This is a genomic window from Aliiroseovarius sp. S1123 (genome assembly GCF_023015885.1).
Lineage (GTDB): Bacteria > Pseudomonadota > Alphaproteobacteria > Rhodobacterales > Rhodobacteraceae > Aliiroseovarius.
Genome location: NZ_JALKBE010000008.1, coordinates 124893 through 145682, shown reverse-complemented (window position 1 = coordinate 145682; position 20790 = coordinate 124893). Strand labels below are relative to the sequence as shown.

Sequence of the window (20790 nt, the reverse complement as noted above, 5' to 3'; positions counted from 1 at the left end):
CAAACAAAAGACACTCGAAACGCGACGCTTGCATCACCGCCACCACGCCGCATAATGAAACCAACCAGATGAGCCAAACTCTCTATTAGTTTACGCAGCCATTGGTTCCAAAAACCCTGACGACGGACAGACCAGGGTGCCTTCGGAATTCCAACGGATGTCGCCGAAGATGCCCCGGATGGCGAGGTTCATGCGCGCCAGACCAAAGGTGGTGTGGTTGCGTTCCTGCCCATAGATGGCGATGTCGTTGCGTTGGCCGGAATGAGCGTCGATGAATTTCTCGGACTGGACGAAGAAGCCCCCGGTGCCGCAGCAAGGGTCATAGACGCGGCCCTTGGTTGGCTCGATCATCTCGATCAGTGTGTCGACGACGGATTTCGGCGTGTAGAATTCGCCGCCACGCTTGCCCTCGGAACTGGCGAATTCGCCGATACAGTATTCGTAAATGCGGCCGATCAGGTCAAAGTCGGCCTTGGTGCCTTCAAGCTTGAGGTTCGAAAACAGGTCCATCAGGCCGGTGAGCATGGCGCGGTCGATGCTTTCCTTGCCAAAGACCTTGGGCAGTGCGCCCTTGAGGGTTTCGTTATCAGCCTCGATCGCGCGCATCGCGTCGTCAATCATGATGCCGATTTTGGGATCCTTGGATTGCTTAGCGAGCGTGGACCAACGCGCCTTTTCCGGCACCCAGAAGATACTTTCGGCTAAGTATTCGTCGCGATCTTCAGCGTCGGAGTAATCATCCTCGCTCAGCTTGGTGTGCAGGCGTTCGAAAGACATGGAGACGTAACGCAGGAACAGGAGGCCCAGGGCGATGTGCTTGTATTCACCGGCGTCCATCGAGCCGCGCATTTTGTCGGCCGCCGCAAATAGTGCTGTCTCTACCTTCAAATCAACTATCCCCATATATCGGCAGCAATGGACGCCACACATTCTCAACTTTACCAAGATAATTGATCTAAAACTTTCATCATGGCAATGACTTGGAGCAAACTAATACCTGAAAACTCACAACAAACTGCCTATCCGCCATTTACTCGAGCTTTGGACGCCGTTCACGACGGATTTCTTCTCAGAACAAGACTAGAGTTGCGGCTCTCCAGGGGTGGACTATAAGGTGGATAGTAAATGCATAAAAACGCATTTATCATTTAACATCAATAATATAGATGAAGTATATGGTGCCCCCACACGGACTCGAACCGCGGACCTACTGATTACAAATCAGTTGCTCTACCAGCTGAGCTATAGGGGCACTCGGGCACGATCTAATTGCTTCTTTCAGAAGGTGCAAGTGAAAGTTCAGCGGCGGCTGGCGCGGGCCATCAGGGCGACTGCGCAGAGGCCGACGGCGATCACCATCAATGCGGGCGGGGCCGCCTGTCCCAGTTGCTCGAGCGAGGCCTGTTCGTAGACGCGCGTTGCGAGTGTGCCGTAGTTGAAGGGGCGCAGAAGCAAGGTTGCTGGCAGTTCTTTCACGCTGTCGACGAAGACCAGCAGAAGCGCCGTGCCGACCGAGCCTCGAATCAACGGGAAATAGACCTCGGAGAGGGCACCGCGGGCTGATCGGCCGAGCGATCGCGCGGCCATTGGGATGTTGGGCGAGACACGTTCGATCGCGGCGTCGGTGGCACCTTGGGCGATGGCAAAGAACCGCACGCAATAGGCATAGATCACGGCAAAGGCCGTGCCCGTCATGACCAGTCCGGGATCCCACCCGGTAACCGCCAGAACCCCGTCCGCCATCGCGTTGTCTGCTGCCGCCATCGGGATCAGGATCCCGATGCCCAGCACAGCACCGGGTGCAGCATATCCGATGGTTGTGAGCGGCATCAGTTTGCGCGCCAATGCGCTGCCGGACAGGCGCACCCCATAGACAAGAAACAGCGCGCCCACCACGGTCACAAGAGCAGCAACCGACCCAACGGTCAACGTGTGCACCAACGCCGAGATCAGCCCGTTCGACAGCCAGTATTCCGGCTTGGCCAACGCATGTGAAAACAGCACGGCAACGGGCAGCACAAAGCCGATCACGAAAGGGACCGCGCACAGCATCAATGCAGTCAAACCGCCGAGCCGCCCCAGCGGCCGCGGTTCGACCGGCCGACTTTGACGTGACATCCGATAGAACCGGCTGCGCGAGCGACCGAGTTTTTCAAGCGCAGCCAGAAGAAAAACGAACCCGAGAATGACCAAGGCGATCTGCGCCGCACCCCCGGCGTTGTGCCCCTCGAGCCAGACAGTAAAAATGCCCGTGGTCAGGGTTTGCACAGCGAAATAATCGACCACACCGAAATCCGACACCGTTTCCATCATCACGATGGCCACGCCTGCCGCGATCGCGGGACGTGCCAAGGGCAGACCAACCCTCCAGAAACGGGCAAAGGGCCCTGCACCCAAGGCGCGGGCAACTTCGTACGCATCAGCGGATTGTTCTCGAAACGCCGCGCGGGCCAGCAGGAAAACATAGGGGTTCAGCGCCGCTGCCAGCACGACGATGGCTGCCCAACGCGAGCGGATCTCGGGGAACCAATAGTCGCGCGCGCTTTCCCAGCCGAATACAGACCGCAACCCGGTTTGAAGCGGTCCGGCATATTCCAGAAAATCGACCAGCGCATAGGCGCCGACATAGGCCGGGATCGCCAACGGGGTAAGCAAAAGCCATTCCAGCCACCGCGCACCGGGGAAACGGTACATGGTGATCAACCAAGCGGATCCCGTCCCCACCGCAGCGGATAAGAACCCAACGGACAGGGAAATGATCATCGTGTTGGTCACGTAACGCGGCAAGGTCGTCGCCATCAAATGCGGCCAAGCGTTTTCTTCCGGTGTAAGCGCCAACCATAGGATCGACAGGATCGGCAACACGACCAGCGCGGCAATCACAATTGCCCCGATAGACCAAATGTTTAGCCGATGCCTGACGCGTCTTGGCGTCTCAATCCGAGTCTTTTGCTCAACCATGTATCGGCTTTAACCTGAAATTTGTTTAACTGTCCAGAAATCCCCAGTATGTTTCACTGCGGCAGGCAGCAGAACACAGGCGACAGATGAAAATCGCAATCCATATCGGCGCACATTGCACGGACGACGACCTTCTGACGAAATCTCTTCTGAAGAACGCCAATCAGTTGTTTCAGGAAGGGGTCGCTGTCCCCGGCCCTACGCGGTATCGCGGGCTTCTGGGCCAAATCATGGTCAAGCTGAAGGGAAGCGTGGCCAGCGCCGATACGCAGGACATGCTGATTGACGAGCTAATTGATTCCAAGGAAGCTCAGCGGATTATCCTTGGTCATGAGCATTCGCTTGGTGTTCATCATCGCGCAATCGAAGATGGGCGACTGTACCCTCTTGCGGCGCGCAACACCTCGTGGATGCGCAATCTGTTTCCAGACCACGATGTCAGCTTTTTTATGGGGATCAGTTGCATCGCAAATTTCATGCCCGACCTTGCCGCGCGTCTGGACGACCAGAAGCGCGAGCTGATGCTGGGATCAATAGACCCGCGCGACTTGTTCTGGGCAGACGTGATCGAGAATATTCGCGAGGCCAACCCCGACACGCCAATTACAGTCTGGTGCAACGAAGACACCCCGCTGATCTGGCCGGACATCATGCAGGAGATTTCAGGGCTGGGCACCACGAACATGCTTGAACGCGGCAGCTTGGACATTCTCGAACGGATCACCAAGCCCGAGGGGATGACCCGCCTGCGCACCTATCTGCGTGAAAACCCGTTCCAGAATGAGGTTCACCGCCGCAGGATCCTTGCCGCCTTCCTGGACAAGTTTGCAAGGGATGGTGCCGTCGAGCACGAGATCGGGCTTTCGGGCTGGACGCAGGATCTGGTCGATGAGCTGACGGAAAACTACGAAAGCGACATTAAGGACATTGCCAACATCCCCGGCGTTACGGTTCTGAACGCATAAAAAAAAGGGCCCCAAAGGGCCCTTCCATTCCGATATGCGGCGGGCTTACATGCCCAGCGCTTCCTTATACATATCCAGAACCGCCTCTTCCTCGGCGATGTCGTTGGCATCACGCTTGCGCAGGGCGATGACTTTACGCATCACCTTGGTGTCATAGCCACGACCTTTCGCTTCGGCCATTACCTCTTTTTGCTGGTCCGCAATGTCCTTTTTCTCCATGTCCAAACGCTCGATGCGTTCAATGAACTGGCGAAGCTCGTCTGCGGTGACGCGATAGCTGCTTTGGGTCTGATGATCGTCCATGGGGCCCTCTTACCTGTGATGAATGCCCGCGAAACGTGACAGGCGATGTTGAAACCCGATTTAGCCCGACAGATAGCCGCCTTCAAGGCCTCACAGGTCTTGCGCAGCGGCATCTTGCGCGGTAGGCGCTGAGAAACCAAATAGGAGACCACCATGGACTGGCTGATCATCGTTGGAGCAATCATGTCGGTTATCGGCCTTGTCGGGCTGGTGGCCAGCGCGTTGAAGGTCATGAAGGCCAAACGTGAAGGACTGGAAGATGCCGAACTGCGCGCGCGCGTTCAAAAGGCAATGGCCCTGAACATGGGGGCGCTTGGCCTGTCCGTGCTGGGCCTGATGTGCGTCATCCTGGGCGTGTCGTTGAGCTGATGTGCCGATGGGGCCAGACGCGGCCCCATCAGTCGATTTTGGTGATCGGGTTTACAGATCCCCGAATTTCTTGCCGTTCTTGATCAGCTCATCAAACAGCGGCGACGGCGCCCAAAAGCGCGGCTCTTCCACCTGCCAGCCGGCCAGAGCATTCTTAACGGCCAATAGACCGGCCTGATCGGCCGCCATCATCGGGCCACCGCGATGACGCGGGAAGCCGTAGCCATAGAGCAGCACCACATCCACATCGGACGGACGCAGCGCGACGCGCTCTGCAACCAAACGCGCGCCCTCGTTCGCCATAGCAAACAGGCAGCGCTCTTGGATTTCCTGTTCTGTGAAGCTGCGCGGGGTGATCCCTTGGATCCGGCGCTCTTCCTCGATGATCGCTAGCACGTCGGGGTTCTCGACCGGGCCGCCCTCTTGATCATGGATGTAATACCCCCGGCCCGCTTTCTGACCGAACCAGCCTTGCTCGCAGATCTTGTCCCCAATCGAGACATAGCGATCTTCCGGCGCACGGGTGGCGGCCAGACGTTTGCGCCGCGCCCATGAGATGTCCAGCCCCGCCATATCCAGCACCTGATAGGGACCAATGGGGAAGCCATAGGCGCGCATCGCCGCGTCGATCTGGGCAGGCGTTGCACCATCTTCCAGCATGAAATCCGCCGCCAAACGATAGGCCGCCAGCACGCGGTTGCCGATAAAGCCATCGGCCACCCCTGCCCGCACCGGCACTTTGCGCAGTTTACGGGCCAGTTCGAATCCGGTCGCGACCACGTTGGGATCGGTTTTTTCACCCACAACAATTTCCAGCAGCTTCATGATGTGCGCAGGCGAGAAGAAGTGATACCCGACCACGTCCTGCGGGCGCGAGATTGTGGCCGCAAGCGCGTCGATATCCAGATACGAGGTGTTCGTCGCAAGAATTCCGCCCGGCTTCATCACCGCGTCCAACTGAGCGAACACGTTGCGTTTCACGTCTTCGTCTTCAAAGACCGCCTCGATGATTAGATCGACCGGAGTCAGATCCTGCATGTCGGTAGTGCCGGTCAGGCGCGACAGGCGCTCTTCCCCGGTGGCCGCATCAATACGACCCTTTGCGACCGACTTGTCATAGTTCGCAACAATGCGCTGAACGCCGCGTTCCAGCCCCTCTTGATCACGTTCGACCAGCACAACGGGGAACCCAGCATCCAGACAGGAAATCGCAATTCCCGCCCCCATCGTGCCTGCCCCGACCACGCCGATCGAGGTAACAGGGCGCAACGTTGCCCCCTTCAATTCGGGCACTTTCGCGGCGCGCCGTTCCGCGAAGAAGGCGTGGCGCAAGGCAGTCGCCTCGGGGCCTGTTTCGCATTCATCAAAGGCCGCACGCTCTTTGGCGATGCCTGCCTCGAACGGCAGGATTTGCGCGGCTTCGACGCAGTTGATGATCTCGGCAATCGAGGGCTGCGGGCTGTTCTTCATCTTCTCGCGACGGGTTGCGATTGCGTTCGCATAAGCCACCGGGTCTTGCAGCCCCTCGGCGCGCTCGCGCGTCGGTCGGATCTTGGCGCCTTCTGCGATCACCTGCTCGGCCTTCGCGATCGCAGCCCCCGCGACATCTGCGTCCACAATCTGGTCCACCAGACCCAGGTTGAGCGCTTTTTGTGCGGGAATCGGTTTACCCGATAGCATCAGATCCAGTGCAGCTTCAGCACCAAAGATACGCGGTACACGTTGTGTCCCGCCCCCGCCCGGAAGAACGCCCAGTTTCACCTCGGGCAGGCCCAGGCGGGCGCCGCGCAGCACGACGCGATAGTGGCAGGCCAAAGCCAGTTCAAAGCCACCGCCCAGCGCGTTGCCATGCACAGCGGCGATCGTGGGTTTGGGGCTGGTTTCCAGTAGGTCGCACACCTGAGACAGGATCGGCGTTTCACGCGGCCGCCCGAATTCGCGCACATCAGCACCTGCCGGGAAAGTCCGCCCTTCGGCGGCCAGCACAATTGCGCGCACCGCGTCATCCGCGATAGCGGCCTGAATGTTTTCGAACAGGCCCGCACGTACCGCATGTCTGAGGGCATTGACTGGCGGATTTTCGATGGTGACGACCGCAACAGTGTTTTCGACGCGCAGGGTGACAGGTTCGGACATGGTTCCTCCGTGATCAGTTCTCCTCAAGGGGCAGAACAAGGGCAACCTTGTCAATGGCTGATGGCGCCATCATGCAATCTTTCCTGACCGCCCGGTCGGATTTGTCACAAAAACGGCTGCAGCCCCGGTCAAATAGGCATGTTATCGAACAGATCGTCTGCGTCATCCTGCTCAAGTTCACCTTCGAACCGGCGAATATCTTCGGGTACCGGCAATCCCAATTTGTCCAGTTCCGCGATTTTCTCGCGCAACCGTTCTTGCAGGATATGACGATCCTCGGGCCGTTTTGCGATTTCGTCCAGGATCATACTGATCGAGGCCTTAAGCTCTTCAAATGCCATTATATCCTCTCCTTTATTATATCAGACAGGCAAGCCCATCGGGAAGTCCATCGCCGCCCCTCCACCGGCGGCGACGTTCCTCATACGTGCTTCGCTGCGCAATCGCGGCAAAAGGGTGTATGTGGCAGCACATTCAGCCGCTCGGGCGAGATTTCAGTCCCACATTCCACACAATAGCCGAACTCGCCCTCATCCATCCGAGCGAAAGCGGCCTGAATCTGAGCGATCTCGGTCTGGCCAGAATTCCCCAACCCTTCCAAGACCTCGTCCTCTTCGCGCTCGACAGCCAGTTCTTCCCAGTCTTTTGACTGATGGCTGTCCAGCTCGTCTTCGATCTCGTGAAGACGCTTGTCCAACTCTTTCATCCGCGCATTCAGAATTTCACGGTACCTGTTCACATCTACCATAGTGCTCTCCTTTGCCCTAATTTTGAAGCCAGACACCAAGCACTGCATTGATACAGGTCAAGCAAATTCAGGCTTTAAGGGGTTGGCATATCAGTCTGAGCAGGAGGCGTCGGCGTTGGAGCGGCTATGGCGTGCGAGAGCGCCTGTTCGGGCAGCATCGGTGCCGCAAGGGGATCAGGGGCCGGGCCTATACGCAAAGCGCGTTGACCATGCATCCGTCCCAGCCGGCAGGTGGTCACAACCTCGTTGCCTGGATCCAACAGCTCCACCTGCCCCATGGCCTGAAGCGGTACCGAGATCGTCATCCCGACCTCAAGATTTGCCACTTCCGTTACCGGAAGATGGACCTGATACAGGATCGCCCGCAGCTCTGCCCGGCAGGTCATGGCCACATCTGCGATTGTCTGTTCCGGCGCACCCCCGGTAGTCGGATGGCCTTGCGCTGCGCTGGCCGAGGCTTCGCAGGGCAGGATCACGGTCAGCACACCCTGTTTCGCACCACCCGCAAGATCCAGTTCTGCCCGAAAAGTATGGTAGTGGATATTTGCCAGTGTCAGAGAGATGACTTCCCGATCCATGATCGGCAGCGCGTAGCGATAACCCGACACCTGCGGAACGATGTCCAGCTGCGCACCATGCGCCTCGACCTCGAAACACTCGAGGGTGCGATCCACAAAATCAGCGCAAATGGCCGCATCCGTGCGCGTGGGCGCGCGGTCCGCTGCCGAAGCCGCGGACACCTTGCCGACGGTCTGCACTTCGACCAGTCCGGCCATCAGGCTCTGGTCCAGAACTGCCAAGCCGAAACTGCTATCTGGCCCTTCCACCAGACACACAAGCGCATGTTCGGGAAGACCTTCCAACATGTCACCCAACACTGCTTTGTCTTGGTCGACTGATGTCACCGCAATCAAGACGCCCGCCATGTCCTGCCCGGCACGCCGCAGCGCGTTGCCCAATGCCCCCGCCGCCGAGAGGCGCGGGATATCCAAGGAGGGCTGCCCTGCCCCGGCTTTGCGTTGCAACACGCTGAGTGTGTCTGAATCGGACATGTCAGTTCCAAGCGATAGATCGCCTCGACACTGCCAAGACAAGGTTTACAAATGATTGATGTCAGACGGCCACGTACGGCCAAACGGAGAATGAGAGCCAACGGGCAGCGTGACACGAAACGCGCCGCCGCTTTGTCCCGGCAGATAGGTAATGGAGCCATCCAACTTGTCCATGATCTCCCGGCAGATCGCCAAGCCAAGTCCTGCACCGCCTGCAGCTGCCTGATCGGACAGTCGCGAAAACTTCTCGAAGATCATGGACTGGCTTTCAAAGGGCACACCGCTGCCATTGTCAACGAAATCCACCTGCAACCGTCCCCCACGCTGCCGCACGCGGATCGCCAAGCGCTTGCCCTTCGCGTCGCAGTATTTTGCAGCATTCGAGATCAGGTTGATGAACACCTGCGCTAACCGGTCGGTATCGGTATAAAGCGCCACCCCTTCGTCCGAGCGATTGCGGTGGATATGCATCTTTTCCTGATCAATGACCGAACTTGTGGCCGCAATCGCGCGGTCCAGCACCTCGTGCAGAACCTCATGCCGCGGGTAAAGCTGCACTTGGCCGTTTTCCAACACGCTGAGGTCCAAGAGGTCGTCCAGAAGCCGGGTCAAACGCACGCTTTCGTCGTGGATGATCGAGGCATGGCGCGCGGCGGCCGCGGGATCACTGGCGCCCCCATCCCGCAGAATTTCCGAGAACGCGCGGATCGAAGTCATGGGCGTACGCAGTTCGTGGCTGATCTGACTAAGGAACGCATCTTTCTGGATCGACAGCTGTGTCAGCTTCTCGTTCACTTCAGAGAGCTGCCGCGCGGTGGTGGTTAGCTCAAGCTGCTTGGCTTCCAGCTGCGAAGTCTGTTCCAGCATCTGTTGGGTTTCATCCGCCACGGCCAAAAGGTCATCGACCGACACGGCTGCGCCGCCCAAAATTTGCGCGATCATCGCGTGCGCGGTTGCGGTTCCGACAAGCCCGGACAGTTCGCGCTCTAATCGCCCAATGAAGTCCGGGGTCGTGTCGGGAAGATAGCCTTGCTTTCCCTGCTGTTCTGCTTGCGCCTGGAACCATGCCTGCGCCTGATCCGATCCCATGACCTGCTGCGCCATCACCAAAAGGTCCTCTGATGTGGCCGCATTAAAGCTGCGCCCGCGCGCGGGGCCCGAGTGGTCCAGCACGTTGACAAACTGGGCCGCCTGCAGGCGCTCCAGCGGGCTGGGAAAAGACAGAAGTGAGATCAGGACGAACACCACGCAGTTCAGGACAAGGGACCAGAACAACGCATGTACAACGGGGTCCAGACCATTCACACCGAACAGGGCCTGCGGTCGCAAGGCCTCAATCCCCCAAGGACCATGTGCAAGAACAGACGCGCTCATGACGCCAGCTTCGCCGAAGCTGGGCAGGAAAAGCGTGTAGGCCCAGATCGCAAAGCCAGTGATCAATCCTGCAACGGCCCCGCTACGCGATGCCCCGCGCCAGAACAATCCGCCAGCCATTGCTGGCAGTACCTGCGCAACCCCCGCGAACGAGATCAGCCCGATCGCCGCCAGCGCAGACCCGCCGCCAGAGATGCGATAGTAGAAATAGCCCAGCGCAAGGATGCCCACGATGGACAACCGGCGCGCAGACAGCAGAATCTGGCGGGCATCTCGGTATTCAGACGCACCCGCCCCAAGCCGGGTCGACAGCCAGATGGGCATGATGATGTGGTTCGACACCATCGTTGCCAACGCGATAGAGGCGACAATCACCATCGAGGTGGCCGAGCTGAACCCCCCAAGGAAAGACAACATCGCCAGCCCATCTTGTTCAAAGTACAGCGGCAGGGTCAGCACGAAAAGGTCCGGGTTTTCACCCTTCGGCAAGATCGCCAACCCCACAACGGCGATAGGGATGACGAACAGGCTCATCAAAAACAGATAGAGCGGGAATGCCCATGACGCCGTGGCCAGTTGGCGTTCATCCACGTTCTCGACCACCAGAACCTGAAACATGCGCGGAAGGGTCAGGAACGCCGCTGCAGACAGGAAAGTCAGACCGACCCAGCGCCCGCCTTGCAAGGTCCAAGCGCCTTCAGGGGCGGCCTGAATGGCTTGTTCCATCGCAGCGGCAATGCCTTGCGGGCCGCCACCAATACCCCAGACCACAAAGATCCCCACCGCCAGAAGCGCCACCAGCTTCACGACAGCCTCGACCGCGATCGCGGTGACAACGCCGTGATGGCGCTCGTTCACGTCAAGGTTTCGTGTCCCGAAGAGGATCGTAAACAGGGCCAGCCCCCCGGCCACCCAGATGGCGGTCTGTTCGAGGTCGGGAATGATCCAACCGGCGGATCTGTCGCGCGCAAATACCGCAAAAGACAGCGTCACGGATTGAAGTTGAAGCGCGATATAGGGCGTGGTGCCGATCACGGCGATCAGGGTCACCAGCACGCCCAGCAGGTTCGACTTGCCATAGCGGGACGATACCAGGTCCGCAATCGAGGTCACACGCTGGCTGCGCCCCACCCGCACAAGTTTGCGCAGAAACCACCACCAGCCGATCATCACCAAGGTCGGCCCTAGATAGATGGTGACGTATTCCAGCCCCGAGCGGGCTGCGTTCCCAACAGCGCCATAGAAGGTCCACGCAGTACAATAGACTGACAGCGACAACGTATAGATCATCGGCGAAGTCAGGAACCGCACCTTGCTGCGCCGCGCGCGTTTGTCGGCAACAAACGCCACCACAAACAGCATGATGACATAGAGGAGACAGACCCCGACAAGCGTGTTGAATGTCAGCATCAGAGGGGTCCTGTGGGATCGTCAGATGGGGCAATCGGCTTGGACTGTGATCCGATGGGACGCTGCCCCGTGTCACGCCCAAGGTAACGCGCAAGGGTCATCGCGGACAGGATCAAAAAGAACCAGGACGAGAAAACAAACGCAACGCGCACCGAGCCGATAACCCCACCGACCATCAAGGGCAAAAGAAACAGAACGACACCCAACAGAGGCAACAGCCGCGCGGCATCCTCGATCCGGCGCCGGCGATAGCTTTGGCGCGCAAGGAACAGGGGTTCACGCGGGGACCTCATGCGCGGTCAGCCCCCGACCAACTCGCGTAGGTTTGTCAGCATTTCCGAGTTCGAGAAGGGTTTTGTCATGAACCGGTTCACCCCCAGTCGCTCGGCCAGCTCTCGGTCGGTCTTCTGCCCGCGTGCGGTCAACATCAGAACTGGAAGTGCACGAGTATCATCGGCGCTGCGTAAATCCTGCAAAATATCATAGCCTGACTTACCCGGCAGCATAACATCAAGGATCAGCACGTCAGGTTTCGCGTCGCGCACGGCCTGAACCGCGGTGGTCCCACTGGCATGGGTTGAGACACTCCAGCCATCGCGACTTAGGATAAAGCTGATGGCCTCGGCGATGTTCGGTTCATCCTCGATGACCAGCACCTGTCTTGTCATAAGCCCCTCCCCCGGGATGCGGCATATCCGCACCGTCCAGCGACTATCGCCAAGATCACGGCTGCAATCAAGCAAAACACGTCTGAACGGCAGCGTTGCGACGTTGAAAAGTCGACAAATTCACCCGGCCGACAGAATTGTCGCCTCGCGGCGGGCGGCACAGTCGGTCCGGGGGCACACCCGGCAGGTGGATCCGACCTCGATCGGGGTGGCATGAGACATCGCTTCGCCATCCAGCGCGTCATCTAGCTCGCGGATCAGCATGTAGGCTTCATAAACTGGGGGGCGATCAAAAGACGGTGCTTCCTGTTGGACAGAGATAGCCTGACAGACGTGACGCCGCCGCGCTCCACCCGGCTGGCGCACAACGGCACGCATGGGCCTTTCCGGCTGGGCCAATGCTTGGAAGAGCGGCCAATAGGGACAGGCAGCACCAAAGCGCGGCAGAGCAAACCCCGGCACAGCCTTGCGCAGCACCAGCGCGCCCGCCCCATCACAGCTGATCAACCCAGCGACGGTCCCATCCGAACCTGCCGGCAGAAACGCGATGCGCCGCATGACAGACGGCAGCGATTGCCGAAACTCGCGCGCCAAGGCCGCCGGATCCCAACCAAGCGCTGAACGCGCTGTCTGGAACGCTTGCATGGGCATGGCTTCCGCATCCCGCACATACTGAATCAGAAATTGGCGCGCCATGTCCTGTGCCTCACGCGAGGTCAGAGCCGCGCTTTCCGCGATGATGGTCGCAATCGCCTGATCACGTGCATTGGCTTTCCACGCCGATGGGCATTCGAGGTTTGGGAAATAGTGGGCGTTGCCATCCAAGAACGTTGCCAGCTCTTCCGACGGGCCGATGGGAACGGCCTCTTCGCTGCTGCCCGCGTCCAGAAACTCGACCAGGCCCTGCGCGGCGCTGGATAGGCGCATCCCCTCGTCTCGCATGTTGCGCAGAAAGCGGTCCTGCCACTCTTGATCGACCTCACCTCCGCCGGACAGAATGGCAGCCGTCGACCGGATCGCCGTCACCGCCGAGATCACTTCGTGCAAGGACGCTGCCAATTCCGGGTCATGGGTCAAGCGGTCAGACAGGGCCTCGACCATCTGTTCAAGCTCTTGGATCCGTTGGTTCTGCGCCATGACAAGCGACGCCCAGCCGGGGAACCGGCCCGCAAAATCTTCTGACCGGTCCAGCTCGGCCTGTGCTTGCGGCAGCCGCTTGTCCGCCTCGCTCAGCGCACCCAGCAACGCAGCCTCGGCACCTTCCGCCAGCACCGCGGGATCGGTTTTCAATGCCTTCGCCAGCGCCTCGAGCAGGCTGTCACCCACGCGACGGCGGTTATGCTCGATCAGGTTCAGATAGGCGGCGGATATCCCGACGTCCTTGGCAAGTGCGGCCTGCTTTTGGCCCAACACCAGCCTGCGTTCACGAATTCGGCTTCCGGTCAGTCTGGAATGCGGCATACGTCGTCACTTTGCCTTGCGTTAATGAGGGCGAGCGGCATTTTCAACTTACTCCGCAACACCCCAAGTCTGTTTACAAAAAGATTGCGCCTTTGTAGCGCCTTAACACAACTTTTTCAAAGATGAACATGACTGCAGAGACACATTAACAAGCCTATTGGAAACACCACCCCAGTCGAGTGGCAATATCCTGCCGGGTTCTGGCCGCGATGCGCCGCTTTGTGTCCTTGACCTGAAAATCCCCTAGAAAGAGTATGAAAACAGCCTTTCATCCTGGAGGATAACATGAAGAAATCCGCACTGACCCTTGCCTGCGTCGCCTCTCTGGCTCTGACCGCCTGTATGAGCCGCCCACTGACCGATCAAGAGAAAACCATCATCGGCGGTGTCGCCGGGATCAGCGCTGGCCTGATCACCGCGAACGCCATCGGAGCCAACAGGAACTGGACGGTTCTGACCACGCTGGCCGGCGCTGCCGCAGGCATCATGGTGGCCCGCAACTATCACACCAACATGTGCGCCTACTCGAATGGCGACGGCACCTATCGTCAGGAGCCCTGCCCGGTCTGATCTGGACATCATGACGACGCACAAGGCGCGCCCGAAACGGCGCGCCTTTTTTAGTCGCACATCTTGCGCAGCTCGGTTTTCAGCACCTTGCCATAGTTGTTCTTGGGCAGCTCAGACAGCACGGTATAGGCTTTGGGCCGTTTGAACCGGGCGATGTTTTCCAAGCAATGCGCGTCCAGCGCGGATTCGTTCAGCGCGACCCCTTTTGCCAGCACAACAAACGCCACAACGTCTTCGCCCCACTCCGCACTTGGGCGTCCAACCACGCTAACCTCGTGTACATCCGGGTGGGTTAAAAGCGCCTCTTCAACCTCGCGCGGATAGATATTTGTCCCACCCGAGATGATTACATCCTTCGAACGATCCCGCATGGTCAGATATCCGTCTTCATCCAGAAACCCCATGTCTCCGGTCATCAGCCAGCCATCCACCAGCGTTTTCGTGGTGGCGTCAGGATTATTCCAATAACCAGGCATGACGGGGGTGCCGCGCACCATGATCTCGCCCACCTCGCCGGGTGGCAAAGGCTGCCCGGCCTCGTCCCCGATCCGCACCTCGACCACGCTTTGTGCCCGTCCGACCGAGGCCAGTCTTTCGCGCCAGCGCGGATGCTTACGGTCGGCCACTTCAGCGCGCGACAGCGCGGTAATCGCCATCGGGCACTCGCCTTGCCCATAGATCTGCACGAAGCGCGGGCCGAACCAATCGACGGCCTCTTCAATATCCGCCAGATACATGGGTCCACCGCCATAGACGATGGTCTTGATCCCCTCGCCGCGACGCCCAGCAGCCTTGGCGATATCGGTAAACCGCCGCACCATCGTGGGCGCCATAAACATCTGAAGCGGGCCTTGCGCCTCAGCCGTGTCCAGCAACTCGATCTCATCAAACCCGCCCGAGGCAGGTGTGATGTGCCGTGCCCCGCGCGCCACGTGGATTGGTGAATAGATCCCCGCCCCGTGGCTCATCGGCGCCATGTAAAAGACCCCGTCATCGGGCGAGACGTCATCGCAGTCCAACAAATAGGACAACGAGGTCGACCGGATCATGTCGTGACTGATATAAACGCCCTTGGGCTGCCCGGTTGTGCCGGAGGTATAGAACAGCCACGCCAAATCAGACCCCGCGCGCTCGGCCACCGGCAGCGGCTCGTGCATGAATAGTTCGACAAATTCGGGACGTTCGACGTGGATCAGCGGCGTTTCAGTCACACCAGTAAGCCCGTCCGCCAGATCATCTGTGACCAAGACCAGCTTGGCACCCGAATTTTCAATGATAAAAGCCGCCTCTTTCGGATGTAGCTTGGCATTGATCGGAACGACCGCCGCGCCCAGCCCCCACACGCCGTAAAACCCCAGCAAATATTGCGGGCAGTTCTTCATGAACAAGGCCACTCGGTCGCCCGGCCCGACACCACGCGCAGCCAATCCCGCCGCCAGCCCCTGCGCGGCGCGGAAGAAACCGTCATAGGTAAAGACCTGCTCGGCCCCTCGAAACACCGCCGGCCGGTCGCCATTCACCTGCGCCGTGCGCTCTAGCCAATGTGCCAGATTCATGAGACCTCTCTTTCGCCATGATCAACCAAATGACTATCGGACGACAATTTGTTTCCACGCAAGCCCCGTAAAACTACGCAACTGTTTGAATTGTCGTCAAAGCTTTGGCAGAGTGGGGCCATGACCCAGATGGATCTTGCCTTCATGTACGCGCCCACAGGGCTTGCGCTGACCGAAAACAGGATCGTGCGCCAATGCAACTTGCGCTTTGCCGAGATGTTCGGGGCCGAGGTCGACAGCTTCAAAGACATGCCGCTGGAACGCTTGTACCCGTCCCTGAAAGACTATGAAAAAGTGGCGGATGTCGGCGGTGACATCCTGCGCGAGACAGGACGATATGAAGACGAACGCATCATGCGGCGCTTGGACGGTGATATGTTCTGGTGCCGTGTGCGTGGCACCAGCCTGACGCCCGATGACCCTTTCAGACAAGGGGTTTGGAGCTTCGCGGACCTGTCCGCCGAACGCCCCGTCGTCGAGCTGACCCCGCGCGAACGCGACGTGGCGATCCTGACCTGTCAGGGCAAAACTTCGAAAGAAATTGGCCTGACGTTGGGGCTAAGCTATCGCACGGTCGAAGCGCATCGCGCACGGCTGTTACAGAAGTTTGGGGCACGCAAACTGCCCGAGCTTGTGGCGAAATTCTCGGGCATGCCGCTTTAAGCCTTCGTTCAGACCACGTTAACCTTCGTGAATTTTCCCCACCAATTCTTAAGATTCTGGCAACACTTGACCGAATAAACTGCCAAGTGGTGGGGGCTCCGAAGTCAACGGAGCTAAAGATGGAATTTACAGTACTGTCCCCTTTGGGGGCGCAGGCCACATTGATGGCGCAGCGGCCGACGCGACCGGCCCCTGACCCGAACCGCGTGGAAAAATCGCCGACCGCTGGCGAAACCCGCGCGGATCCGCACAACACGCAGGAGCATGGCAACACGCAGGCATTGAGCGAAGGGCGACAACCCGATGCGATCGAGCCGCCTCCGGATCCGAACCAGCCGGTTGGGCCACCGCCGACCTTTCAGATGAATGTGCTGGAAATGGAACGCGCGCTGCACCAGCGTTTGGCGAAGATCGAGTTGGCGCGATCGCTGTCAGGTGACCGCGCGCCTCAGTCTGAACCGGCCGCCGACGCGGAAAAAGCGCTAGCTGCGCCCGAGATCCGTCAGAAGGACACGTCGCCCCAGTCTAATGACCCGTTTTCCGCGGAGGCCACCCAGAATTCCTGACAGAATTCGGGCGAATATCCGATTTCGCCGCCCTTCTTGCTTTTCTCCCCTTACGTAGCGTCTTATAAGCGTTGCAAAGACACAAAGCCTGCATAGATAGACAGGCAGACAATCTAGGGCGAGGACCCATGGCCAAGAAAAATCACGACACCGATGTGGCATTCATCGAAGCACTGGCGAAACTGCTTCAGGAAAACGACCTGACCGAGCTGGAAGTCATGCGCGACTATGGCGAAAACGACAGTCTGAACGTGCGCGTCAGCCGCGCAAAAGAGGTCGTTCAACAGATCGCTGCGCCTGTCGCTGCGGCCCCTGCGCCTGCTGCTCCGGCAGCCGCGCCTGCCGCAGAAGCTCCGGCGGCAGCCTCGAATGATCCGGCAAGCCACCCCGGCGCTGTACCCTCGCCAATGGTCGGCACTGCTTATTTGCAAGCCGAGCCTGGCAGCCCGGCATTTGTCAACGTGGGCGACACCGTGTCCGAAGGCCAAACCGTTCTGATCATCGAAGCGATGAAGACGATGAACCAGATCCCGGCCCCGCGCGCAGGTAAAGTAACCCGCATTCTGGTCGAAGATGGCTCGCCGGTCGAATTTGGCGCGCCGCTGATGATCATCGAATAAGGGGCGGATCATGGCCCAATTCGATAAAATCCTGATTGCCAACCGGGGCGAGATTGCGCTGCGCGTGATCCGAGCTGCCCGCGAGATGGGCATCAAGACCGTTGCCGTGCATTCGACCGCTGACGTGGACGCAATGCATGTGCGCATGGCAGATGAAAGTGTCTGTATCGGCCCCAACGCCGGCACCGACAGCTATCTGTCGATCCCCGCAATTATCGCCGCGTGCGAAATCACCGGCGCGCAAGCTGTGCACCCCGGTTACGGCTTCCTGTCAGAAAACGCGACCTTCGTGAAAGCGCTGGAAGATCACGAGATCACTTTCATCGGCCCCTCGGCCGCGCACATCCGCATGATGGGCGACAAGATCACCGCGAAAGACACCGCGATCAAACTGGGCATCCCGGTTGTTCCGGGCTCGGACGGTGGCGTTCCCGACATCGAAAACGCGCGCAAGACTGCGGCCGAGATGGGCTATCCGGTCATCATCAAAGCGACCGCCGGTGGTGGTGGGCGCGGCATGAAAGTGGCCGAGACCGAAGCCGATATCGACACAGCATTTTCCACCGCCCGTTCGGAAGCGAAAGCCGCCTTCGGCAATGACGAAGTGTATATGGAGAAATACCTCCAGAAACCGCGTCACATCGAAGTTCAGGTCTTTGGCGATGGCCAAGGCGGTGGCGTGCATCTGGCGGAACGCGACTGCTCGCTACAGCGTCGTCACCAGAAGGTCTTCGAAGAGGCCCCCGGCCCCTCGATCAGCCCGGAAGAACGCGAGCGGATCGGCTCGATCTGCGCCAATGCCGTTGCCGAGATGGGCTATTCCGGTGCTGGTACGATCGAATTCCTCTATGAAGATGGCGAGTTCTATTTCATTGAGATGAACACCCGTCTGCAAGTGGAACACCCTGTGACCGAGTCCATCTTTGGTGTCGATCTGGTTCGGGAACAGATCCGTGTGGCGGAAGGCTACCCCCTGTCCTTCGCGCAATCTGATCTGGAAGTGAACGGCCACGCGATCGAAGTGCGCCTGAACGCCGAGCGTCTACCGAACTTCACCCCCAGCCCGGGCAAGATTACCCAGTACCACGCCCCCGGCGGTCTGGGTGTACGGATGGATAGCGCTCTGTATGATGGCTATTCGATCCCGCCCTATTACGACAGCCTGATCGGCAAGCTGATCGTGCATGGCCGCGACCGTCCCGAGGCGCTGGCACGTCTAAGCCGCGCATTGGGGGAACTGATCATCGACGGGATCGATACCACCGTCCCGCTGTTTGACAAGCTGCTGGCCGAGGCGGACATCCAATCGGGTAATTACAATATCCACTGGCTGGAACGCTGGCTGGATGAAAACATGGGGTAAGGGCCATTGGCCCACCCCACCTCTCCTCCTTTAACTGCTGAGTTATTGTTGAAAGCCTATTCCATGGGCGTATTTCCCATGGCTGAAGGGCGCGATGATCCCGAGGTCTTCTGGGTTGATCCAAAGCTTCGCGGGGTCTTCCCGCTGGACGGCTTTCACATCTCGCGAAGCCTTGCCCGTACGATCCACCGCACGCCCTATCAGGTCACGCTGAACAAAGATTTCGCGGGGACGGTTGCGGGCTGTGCTGACCGGGACGAAACCTGGATCAACGACACGATCTTCGCGCTGTATGAACAGCTGCACAAGATGGGACATGCCCATTCGCTTGAACTGTGGGAGGGCGACGATCTGGTCGGTGGCGTCTATGGCGTGAGTTTGGGCGGCGCATTCTTCGGAGAAAGCATGTTCTCGCGCCGCCGGGATGCGTCAAAAATTGCGCTGGCCTATCTGGTGACCCATCTGCGGGCGTGTGGCTTCACGCTGTTCGACACCCAGTTCCTGACCCCGCACTTGGCCAGTTTAGGCGCGGTCGAGATCCCACGCGCGGCCTATCATCAACTGTTAAGAAATGCGTTAGAGGGTCAGGCCGACCTGACAAGTCGCCCCCTGCCCGACGCTTATTCGGTGACGCAGCGCAGCACCCAGACGTCATAACGCGGGTGATCTAGGGCGTTCAGCGCGGGCGAGGATGCGATCATCCAGCCTTCAAACGTGGTTTCTTCCGCATTGCCATCGCGCACCACCAGCCACGCAAAAGCGTCGCCCGAGGGGTTGTCGGTGGGATAGCGGCATTCGCCCAACGTGACGCGCAGGCGGCCCAGCTCGACCGTGTCGCCCACATTCATCTTGAAGTCCACGGGCGTGCCCGACACCTTGTCCAACCCGCGCAAGAACGCACCTGACGCCTTGGCGGTTTCAGCCCAAGCCGTGCTGGCCGCGAACAGGGCGGCGGACAGGGTTACAGCGGCACGGATCACTCGGCGCTATCCTCGCCACCAGCGACGTATTTCAGCAGCAACTGCACAAGGCTGACCGAGCCCTGAGTGTCTTCAATCTCGGCGCCGGGTTCCAGGTTGAAAGGCGATCCGCCGGGCAGAAGCTCGACGTAGTTGCCACCTAAAAGCCCCTCGGACGAGATGATGATGGCGGTGTCTTCCGGCAAAGCCACATCCGACTGCACCGTGAAATCCGCATCCGCGCGGAACGTGTCCGGGTTCAGTGTGATGTCGGTCACGGCGCCGACTTTAACGCCGCCCAGACGCACATCCGTCCCAATCGAGATACCGTCTGCCGTGCGGAAGGAGGCGGTATAGCTATTCGTCGTCCCTGTCCCGGACAGACCCACGATCTGGCCCGCATACAGCAGGAACCCAACAGCAACCACCAGCACGATGCTGCCGGTCACGACCTCGGTTGTGTGGCTATTGCTCATAGGAAACGACCCTCGTGTACTCGCTGATCGGTGGACTTGTCCGGCTTATTCGGGCTGCCAAGCGTCATAGTCGCTACGCTCGGCCGGGGCGGCCTGACGCAGGGACCCAACAGGCGCATAGGCCAACACCGTACCCGTCAGGTTGTCCTGATGCGGCTTTTCCCACTCTTTGTGGGCCAGCGGCTTGTCTTCCGGGCAATTGTCGAACGTGTGATGCAGCCAGCCATGCCAATCGGGGCTGACGCGGCTAGCCTCGGGCTCGCCGTTATAGATCACCCAGCGGCGGCTGTCGTCCTGATTGCGATAGAAGACGTTTCCCTGATCGTCTTGCCCGACTTTCACGCCTTTACGGCGGGTGAACAGCCAGGTTCCGATCGTCTCACTGTGGTACCATGTCAGAAGCGAAAGAAGCCGCATGTCGATCTCCGAAATTTCTTACACTTGATATGGCCCATGGCAGGCCGAAGGTCCAGAGCTTTGCCCTCTAATCCACGATCCTTGCGCGATTTGAAGCCAGTTTCGCACGTAGGCAGGTCGCAAAAGGAAAAGCCACCGCGCACGGCGATGGCT

The 20790-nt window shown here is 59.3% G+C and carries 23 protein-coding genes and 1 tRNA gene; 8 read left to right on the top strand and 16 right to left on the bottom strand.

Annotated elements, in window-relative coordinates; genetic code table 11:
* Positions 1–90: 90 nt before the first annotated feature.
* From MWU53_RS14260 to MWU53_RS14250, 3 genes are all read right to left on the bottom strand, one after another.
* Positions 91–888: a class I SAM-dependent DNA methyltransferase gene (locus tag MWU53_RS14260; RefSeq protein ID WP_247094321.1), complete on the bottom strand. Its 798-nt coding sequence runs from the start codon at positions 886–888 to the stop codon at positions 91–93.
* Positions 889–1176: 288 nt separating this feature from the next.
* Positions 1177–1252: transfer RNA gene (locus tag MWU53_RS14255), tRNA-Thr, on the bottom strand.
* A 47-nt stretch (positions 1253–1299) separates the two neighbouring features.
* Positions 1300–2961, bottom strand: coding sequence for an iron ABC transporter permease (locus MWU53_RS14250; protein ID WP_247094320.1), 1662 nt, complete (start codon positions 2959–2961; stop codon positions 1300–1302).
* An 86-nt stretch (positions 2962–3047) separates the two neighbouring features.
* Between MWU53_RS14250 and MWU53_RS14245 the strand changes: the two genes are divergently transcribed.
* Entirely contained in the window at positions 3048–3926 is an 879-nt protein-coding gene (locus MWU53_RS14245; RefSeq protein ID WP_247094319.1) for a hypothetical protein, read from the top strand.
* Between the two features lie 45 nt (positions 3927–3971).
* Here MWU53_RS14245 and MWU53_RS14240 read toward each other — a convergent pair whose 3' ends face one another.
* Positions 3972–4229 (bottom strand): DUF2312 domain-containing protein, encoded by a 258-nt coding sequence (locus MWU53_RS14240; protein ID WP_247094318.1) that lies wholly within the window; start codon positions 4227–4229, stop codon positions 3972–3974.
* 153 nt (positions 4230–4382) lie between these two features.
* Between MWU53_RS14240 and MWU53_RS14235 the strand changes: the two genes are divergently transcribed.
* Positions 4383–4598: a hypothetical protein gene (locus MWU53_RS14235; protein WP_247094317.1), complete on the top strand. Its 216-nt coding sequence runs from the start codon at positions 4383–4385 to the stop codon at positions 4596–4598.
* A gap of 51 nt (positions 4599–4649) precedes the next feature.
* On the opposite strand, the gene MWU53_RS14230 is transcribed toward MWU53_RS14235, so the two are convergent.
* The 8 genes from MWU53_RS14230 to MWU53_RS14195 form a co-directional block, all read right to left on the bottom strand.
* Positions 4650–6734: a 3-hydroxyacyl-CoA dehydrogenase NAD-binding domain-containing protein gene (locus MWU53_RS14230; protein WP_247094316.1), complete on the bottom strand. Its 2085-nt coding sequence runs from the start codon at positions 6732–6734 to the stop codon at positions 4650–4652.
* A 128-nt stretch (positions 6735–6862) separates the two neighbouring features.
* Positions 6863–7075, bottom strand: coding sequence for a hypothetical protein (locus MWU53_RS14225; RefSeq protein WP_247094315.1), 213 nt, complete (start codon positions 7073–7075; stop codon positions 6863–6865).
* A gap of 80 nt (positions 7076–7155) precedes the next feature.
* Positions 7156–7482 (bottom strand): TraR/DksA family transcriptional regulator, encoded by a 327-nt coding sequence (locus tag MWU53_RS14220; RefSeq protein ID WP_247094314.1) that lies wholly within the window; start codon positions 7480–7482, stop codon positions 7156–7158.
* A gap of 74 nt (positions 7483–7556) precedes the next feature.
* Positions 7557–8534, bottom strand: a complete 978-nt coding sequence (locus MWU53_RS14215; RefSeq protein ID WP_247094313.1) for a FliM/FliN family flagellar motor C-terminal domain-containing protein — start codon at positions 8532–8534, stop codon at positions 7557–7559.
* Positions 8535–8579: 45 nt separating this feature from the next.
* The gene (locus MWU53_RS14210) at positions 8580–11318 is read right to left on the bottom strand and encodes an ATP-binding protein (protein ID WP_247094312.1); all 2739 of its coding nucleotides are present in this window, start codon (positions 11316–11318) and stop codon (positions 8580–8582) included.
* Positions 11318–11611, bottom strand: coding sequence for a hypothetical protein (locus MWU53_RS14205; RefSeq protein ID WP_247094311.1), 294 nt, complete (start codon positions 11609–11611; stop codon positions 11318–11320). Before MWU53_RS14205 ends, MWU53_RS14210 begins: the two co-directional genes overlap by 1 nt.
* Before the next feature lie 6 nt (positions 11612–11617).
* A complete protein-coding gene (locus MWU53_RS14200; protein WP_163038503.1) occupies positions 11618–11986 on the bottom strand; it encodes a response regulator in 369 nt (122 codons plus the stop codon).
* A 120-nt stretch (positions 11987–12106) separates the two neighbouring features.
* Positions 12107–13447 carry a helix-turn-helix transcriptional regulator gene (locus tag MWU53_RS14195; RefSeq protein WP_247094310.1) on the bottom strand — a complete coding sequence of 447 codons (1341 nt, stop codon included), beginning with the start codon at positions 13445–13447 and terminating at the stop codon, positions 12107–12109.
* A 285-nt stretch (positions 13448–13732) separates the two neighbouring features.
* Here MWU53_RS14195 and MWU53_RS14190 point away from each other — a divergent pair, with 285 nt between their 5' ends.
* Positions 13733–14017 (top strand): glucose-6-phosphate isomerase, encoded by a 285-nt coding sequence (locus MWU53_RS14190; RefSeq protein WP_247094309.1) that lies wholly within the window; start codon positions 13733–13735, stop codon positions 14015–14017.
* A 50-nt stretch (positions 14018–14067) separates the two neighbouring features.
* On the opposite strand, the gene MWU53_RS14185 is transcribed toward MWU53_RS14190, so the two are convergent.
* Entirely contained in the window at positions 14068–15573 is a 1506-nt protein-coding gene (locus tag MWU53_RS14185) for an AMP-binding protein (RefSeq protein WP_247094308.1), read from the bottom strand.
* Between the two features lie 120 nt (positions 15574–15693).
* Between MWU53_RS14185 and MWU53_RS14180 the strand changes: the two genes are divergently transcribed.
* The 5 genes from MWU53_RS14180 (at position 15694) to aat (ending at position 19442) form a co-directional block, all read left to right on the top strand.
* On the top strand, positions 15694–16236 hold the full coding sequence (locus tag MWU53_RS14180; RefSeq protein ID WP_247094307.1) for a helix-turn-helix transcriptional regulator: 543 nt from the start codon (positions 15694–15696) through the stop codon (positions 16234–16236).
* Positions 16237–16355: 119 nt separating this feature from the next.
* The gene (locus MWU53_RS14175) at positions 16356–16802 is read left to right on the top strand and encodes a hypothetical protein (RefSeq protein ID WP_247094306.1); all 447 of its coding nucleotides are present in this window, start codon (positions 16356–16358) and stop codon (positions 16800–16802) included.
* A 128-nt stretch (positions 16803–16930) separates the two neighbouring features.
* Positions 16931–17422, top strand: coding sequence for an acetyl-CoA carboxylase biotin carboxyl carrier protein (accB, locus tag MWU53_RS14170; protein ID WP_247094305.1), 492 nt, complete (start codon positions 16931–16933; stop codon positions 17420–17422).
* Positions 17423–17432: 10 nt separating this feature from the next.
* A complete protein-coding gene (gene accC / locus MWU53_RS14165; protein ID WP_247094304.1) occupies positions 17433–18785 on the top strand; it encodes an acetyl-CoA carboxylase biotin carboxylase subunit in 1353 nt (450 codons plus the stop codon).
* Between the two features lie 6 nt (positions 18786–18791).
* The gene (gene aat / locus MWU53_RS14160) at positions 18792–19442 is read left to right on the top strand and encodes a leucyl/phenylalanyl-tRNA--protein transferase (RefSeq protein WP_281501430.1); all 651 of its coding nucleotides are present in this window, start codon (positions 18792–18794) and stop codon (positions 19440–19442) included.
* On the opposite strand, the gene MWU53_RS14155 is transcribed toward aat, so the two are convergent.
* The 3 genes from MWU53_RS14155 to MWU53_RS14145 are packed head-to-tail and all read right to left on the bottom strand — an operon-like array spanning position 19406 to position 20637.
* Entirely contained in the window at positions 19406–19765 is a 360-nt protein-coding gene (locus MWU53_RS14155; protein ID WP_247094302.1) for a DUF2155 domain-containing protein, read from the bottom strand. The genes aat and MWU53_RS14155 overlap by 37 nt on opposite strands.
* A complete protein-coding gene (gene mlaD / locus MWU53_RS14150; RefSeq protein ID WP_247094301.1) occupies positions 19762–20220 on the bottom strand; it encodes an outer membrane lipid asymmetry maintenance protein MlaD in 459 nt (152 codons plus the stop codon). Before mlaD ends, MWU53_RS14155 begins: the two co-directional genes overlap by 4 nt.
* A gap of 45 nt (positions 20221–20265) precedes the next feature.
* Positions 20266–20637: an NADH:ubiquinone oxidoreductase subunit NDUFA12 gene (locus MWU53_RS14145; RefSeq protein ID WP_247094300.1), complete on the bottom strand. Its 372-nt coding sequence runs from the start codon at positions 20635–20637 to the stop codon at positions 20266–20268.
* Positions 20638–20790: the final 153 nt, after the last annotated feature.

Coding starts and splice junctions, on each gene's coding strand:
- MWU53_RS14185 (WP_247094308.1), bottom strand. CDS start 15,573: ATGAATCTGGCACATTGGCTAGAGCGCACGGCGCAGGTGAATGGCGAC.
- MWU53_RS14230 (WP_247094316.1), bottom strand. CDS start 6,734: ATGTCCGAACCTGTCACCCTGCGCGTCGAAAACACTGTTGCGGTCGTC.
- MWU53_RS14190 (WP_247094309.1), top strand. CDS start 13,733: ATGAAGAAATCCGCACTGACCCTTGCCTGCGTCGCCTCTCTGGCTCTG.
- MWU53_RS14180 (WP_247094307.1), top strand. CDS start 15,694: ATGACCCAGATGGATCTTGCCTTCATGTACGCGCCCACAGGGCTTGCG.
- MWU53_RS14235 (WP_247094317.1), top strand. CDS start 4,383: ATGGACTGGCTGATCATCGTTGGAGCAATCATGTCGGTTATCGGCCTT.
- MWU53_RS14195 (WP_247094310.1), bottom strand. CDS start 13,447: ATGCCGCATTCCAGACTGACCGGAAGCCGAATTCGTGAACGCAGGCTG.
- MWU53_RS14205 (WP_247094311.1), bottom strand. CDS start 11,611: ATGAGGTCCCCGCGTGAACCCCTGTTCCTTGCGCGCCAAAGCTATCGC.
- MWU53_RS14145 (WP_247094300.1), bottom strand. CDS start 20,637: ATGCGGCTTCTTTCGCTTCTGACATGGTACCACAGTGAGACGATCGGA.
- MWU53_RS14220 (WP_247094314.1), bottom strand. CDS start 7,482: ATGGTAGATGTGAACAGGTACCGTGAAATTCTGAATGCGCGGATGAAA.
- MWU53_RS14250 (WP_247094320.1), bottom strand. CDS start 2,961: ATGGTTGAGCAAAAGACTCGGATTGAGACGCCAAGACGCGTCAGGCAT.
- MWU53_RS14175 (WP_247094306.1), top strand. CDS start 16,356: ATGGAATTTACAGTACTGTCCCCTTTGGGGGCGCAGGCCACATTGATG.
- accB (WP_247094305.1), top strand. CDS start 16,931: ATGGCCAAGAAAAATCACGACACCGATGTGGCATTCATCGAAGCACTG.
- MWU53_RS14245 (WP_247094319.1), top strand. CDS start 3,048: ATGAAAATCGCAATCCATATCGGCGCACATTGCACGGACGACGACCTT.
- MWU53_RS14210 (WP_247094312.1), bottom strand. CDS start 11,318: ATGCTGACATTCAACACGCTTGTCGGGGTCTGTCTCCTCTATGTCATC.
- MWU53_RS14215 (WP_247094313.1), bottom strand. CDS start 8,534: ATGTCCGATTCAGACACACTCAGCGTGTTGCAACGCAAAGCCGGGGCA.
- mlaD (WP_247094301.1), bottom strand. CDS start 20,220: ATGAGCAATAGCCACACAACCGAGGTCGTGACCGGCAGCATCGTGCTG.
- MWU53_RS14200 (WP_163038503.1), bottom strand. CDS start 11,986: ATGACAAGACAGGTGCTGGTCATCGAGGATGAACCGAACATCGCCGAG.
- accC (WP_247094304.1), top strand. CDS start 17,433: ATGGCCCAATTCGATAAAATCCTGATTGCCAACCGGGGCGAGATTGCG.
- MWU53_RS14225 (WP_247094315.1), bottom strand. CDS start 7,075: ATGGCATTTGAAGAGCTTAAGGCCTCGATCAGTATGATCCTGGACGAA.
- MWU53_RS14240 (WP_247094318.1), bottom strand. CDS start 4,229: ATGGACGATCATCAGACCCAAAGCAGCTATCGCGTCACCGCAGACGAG.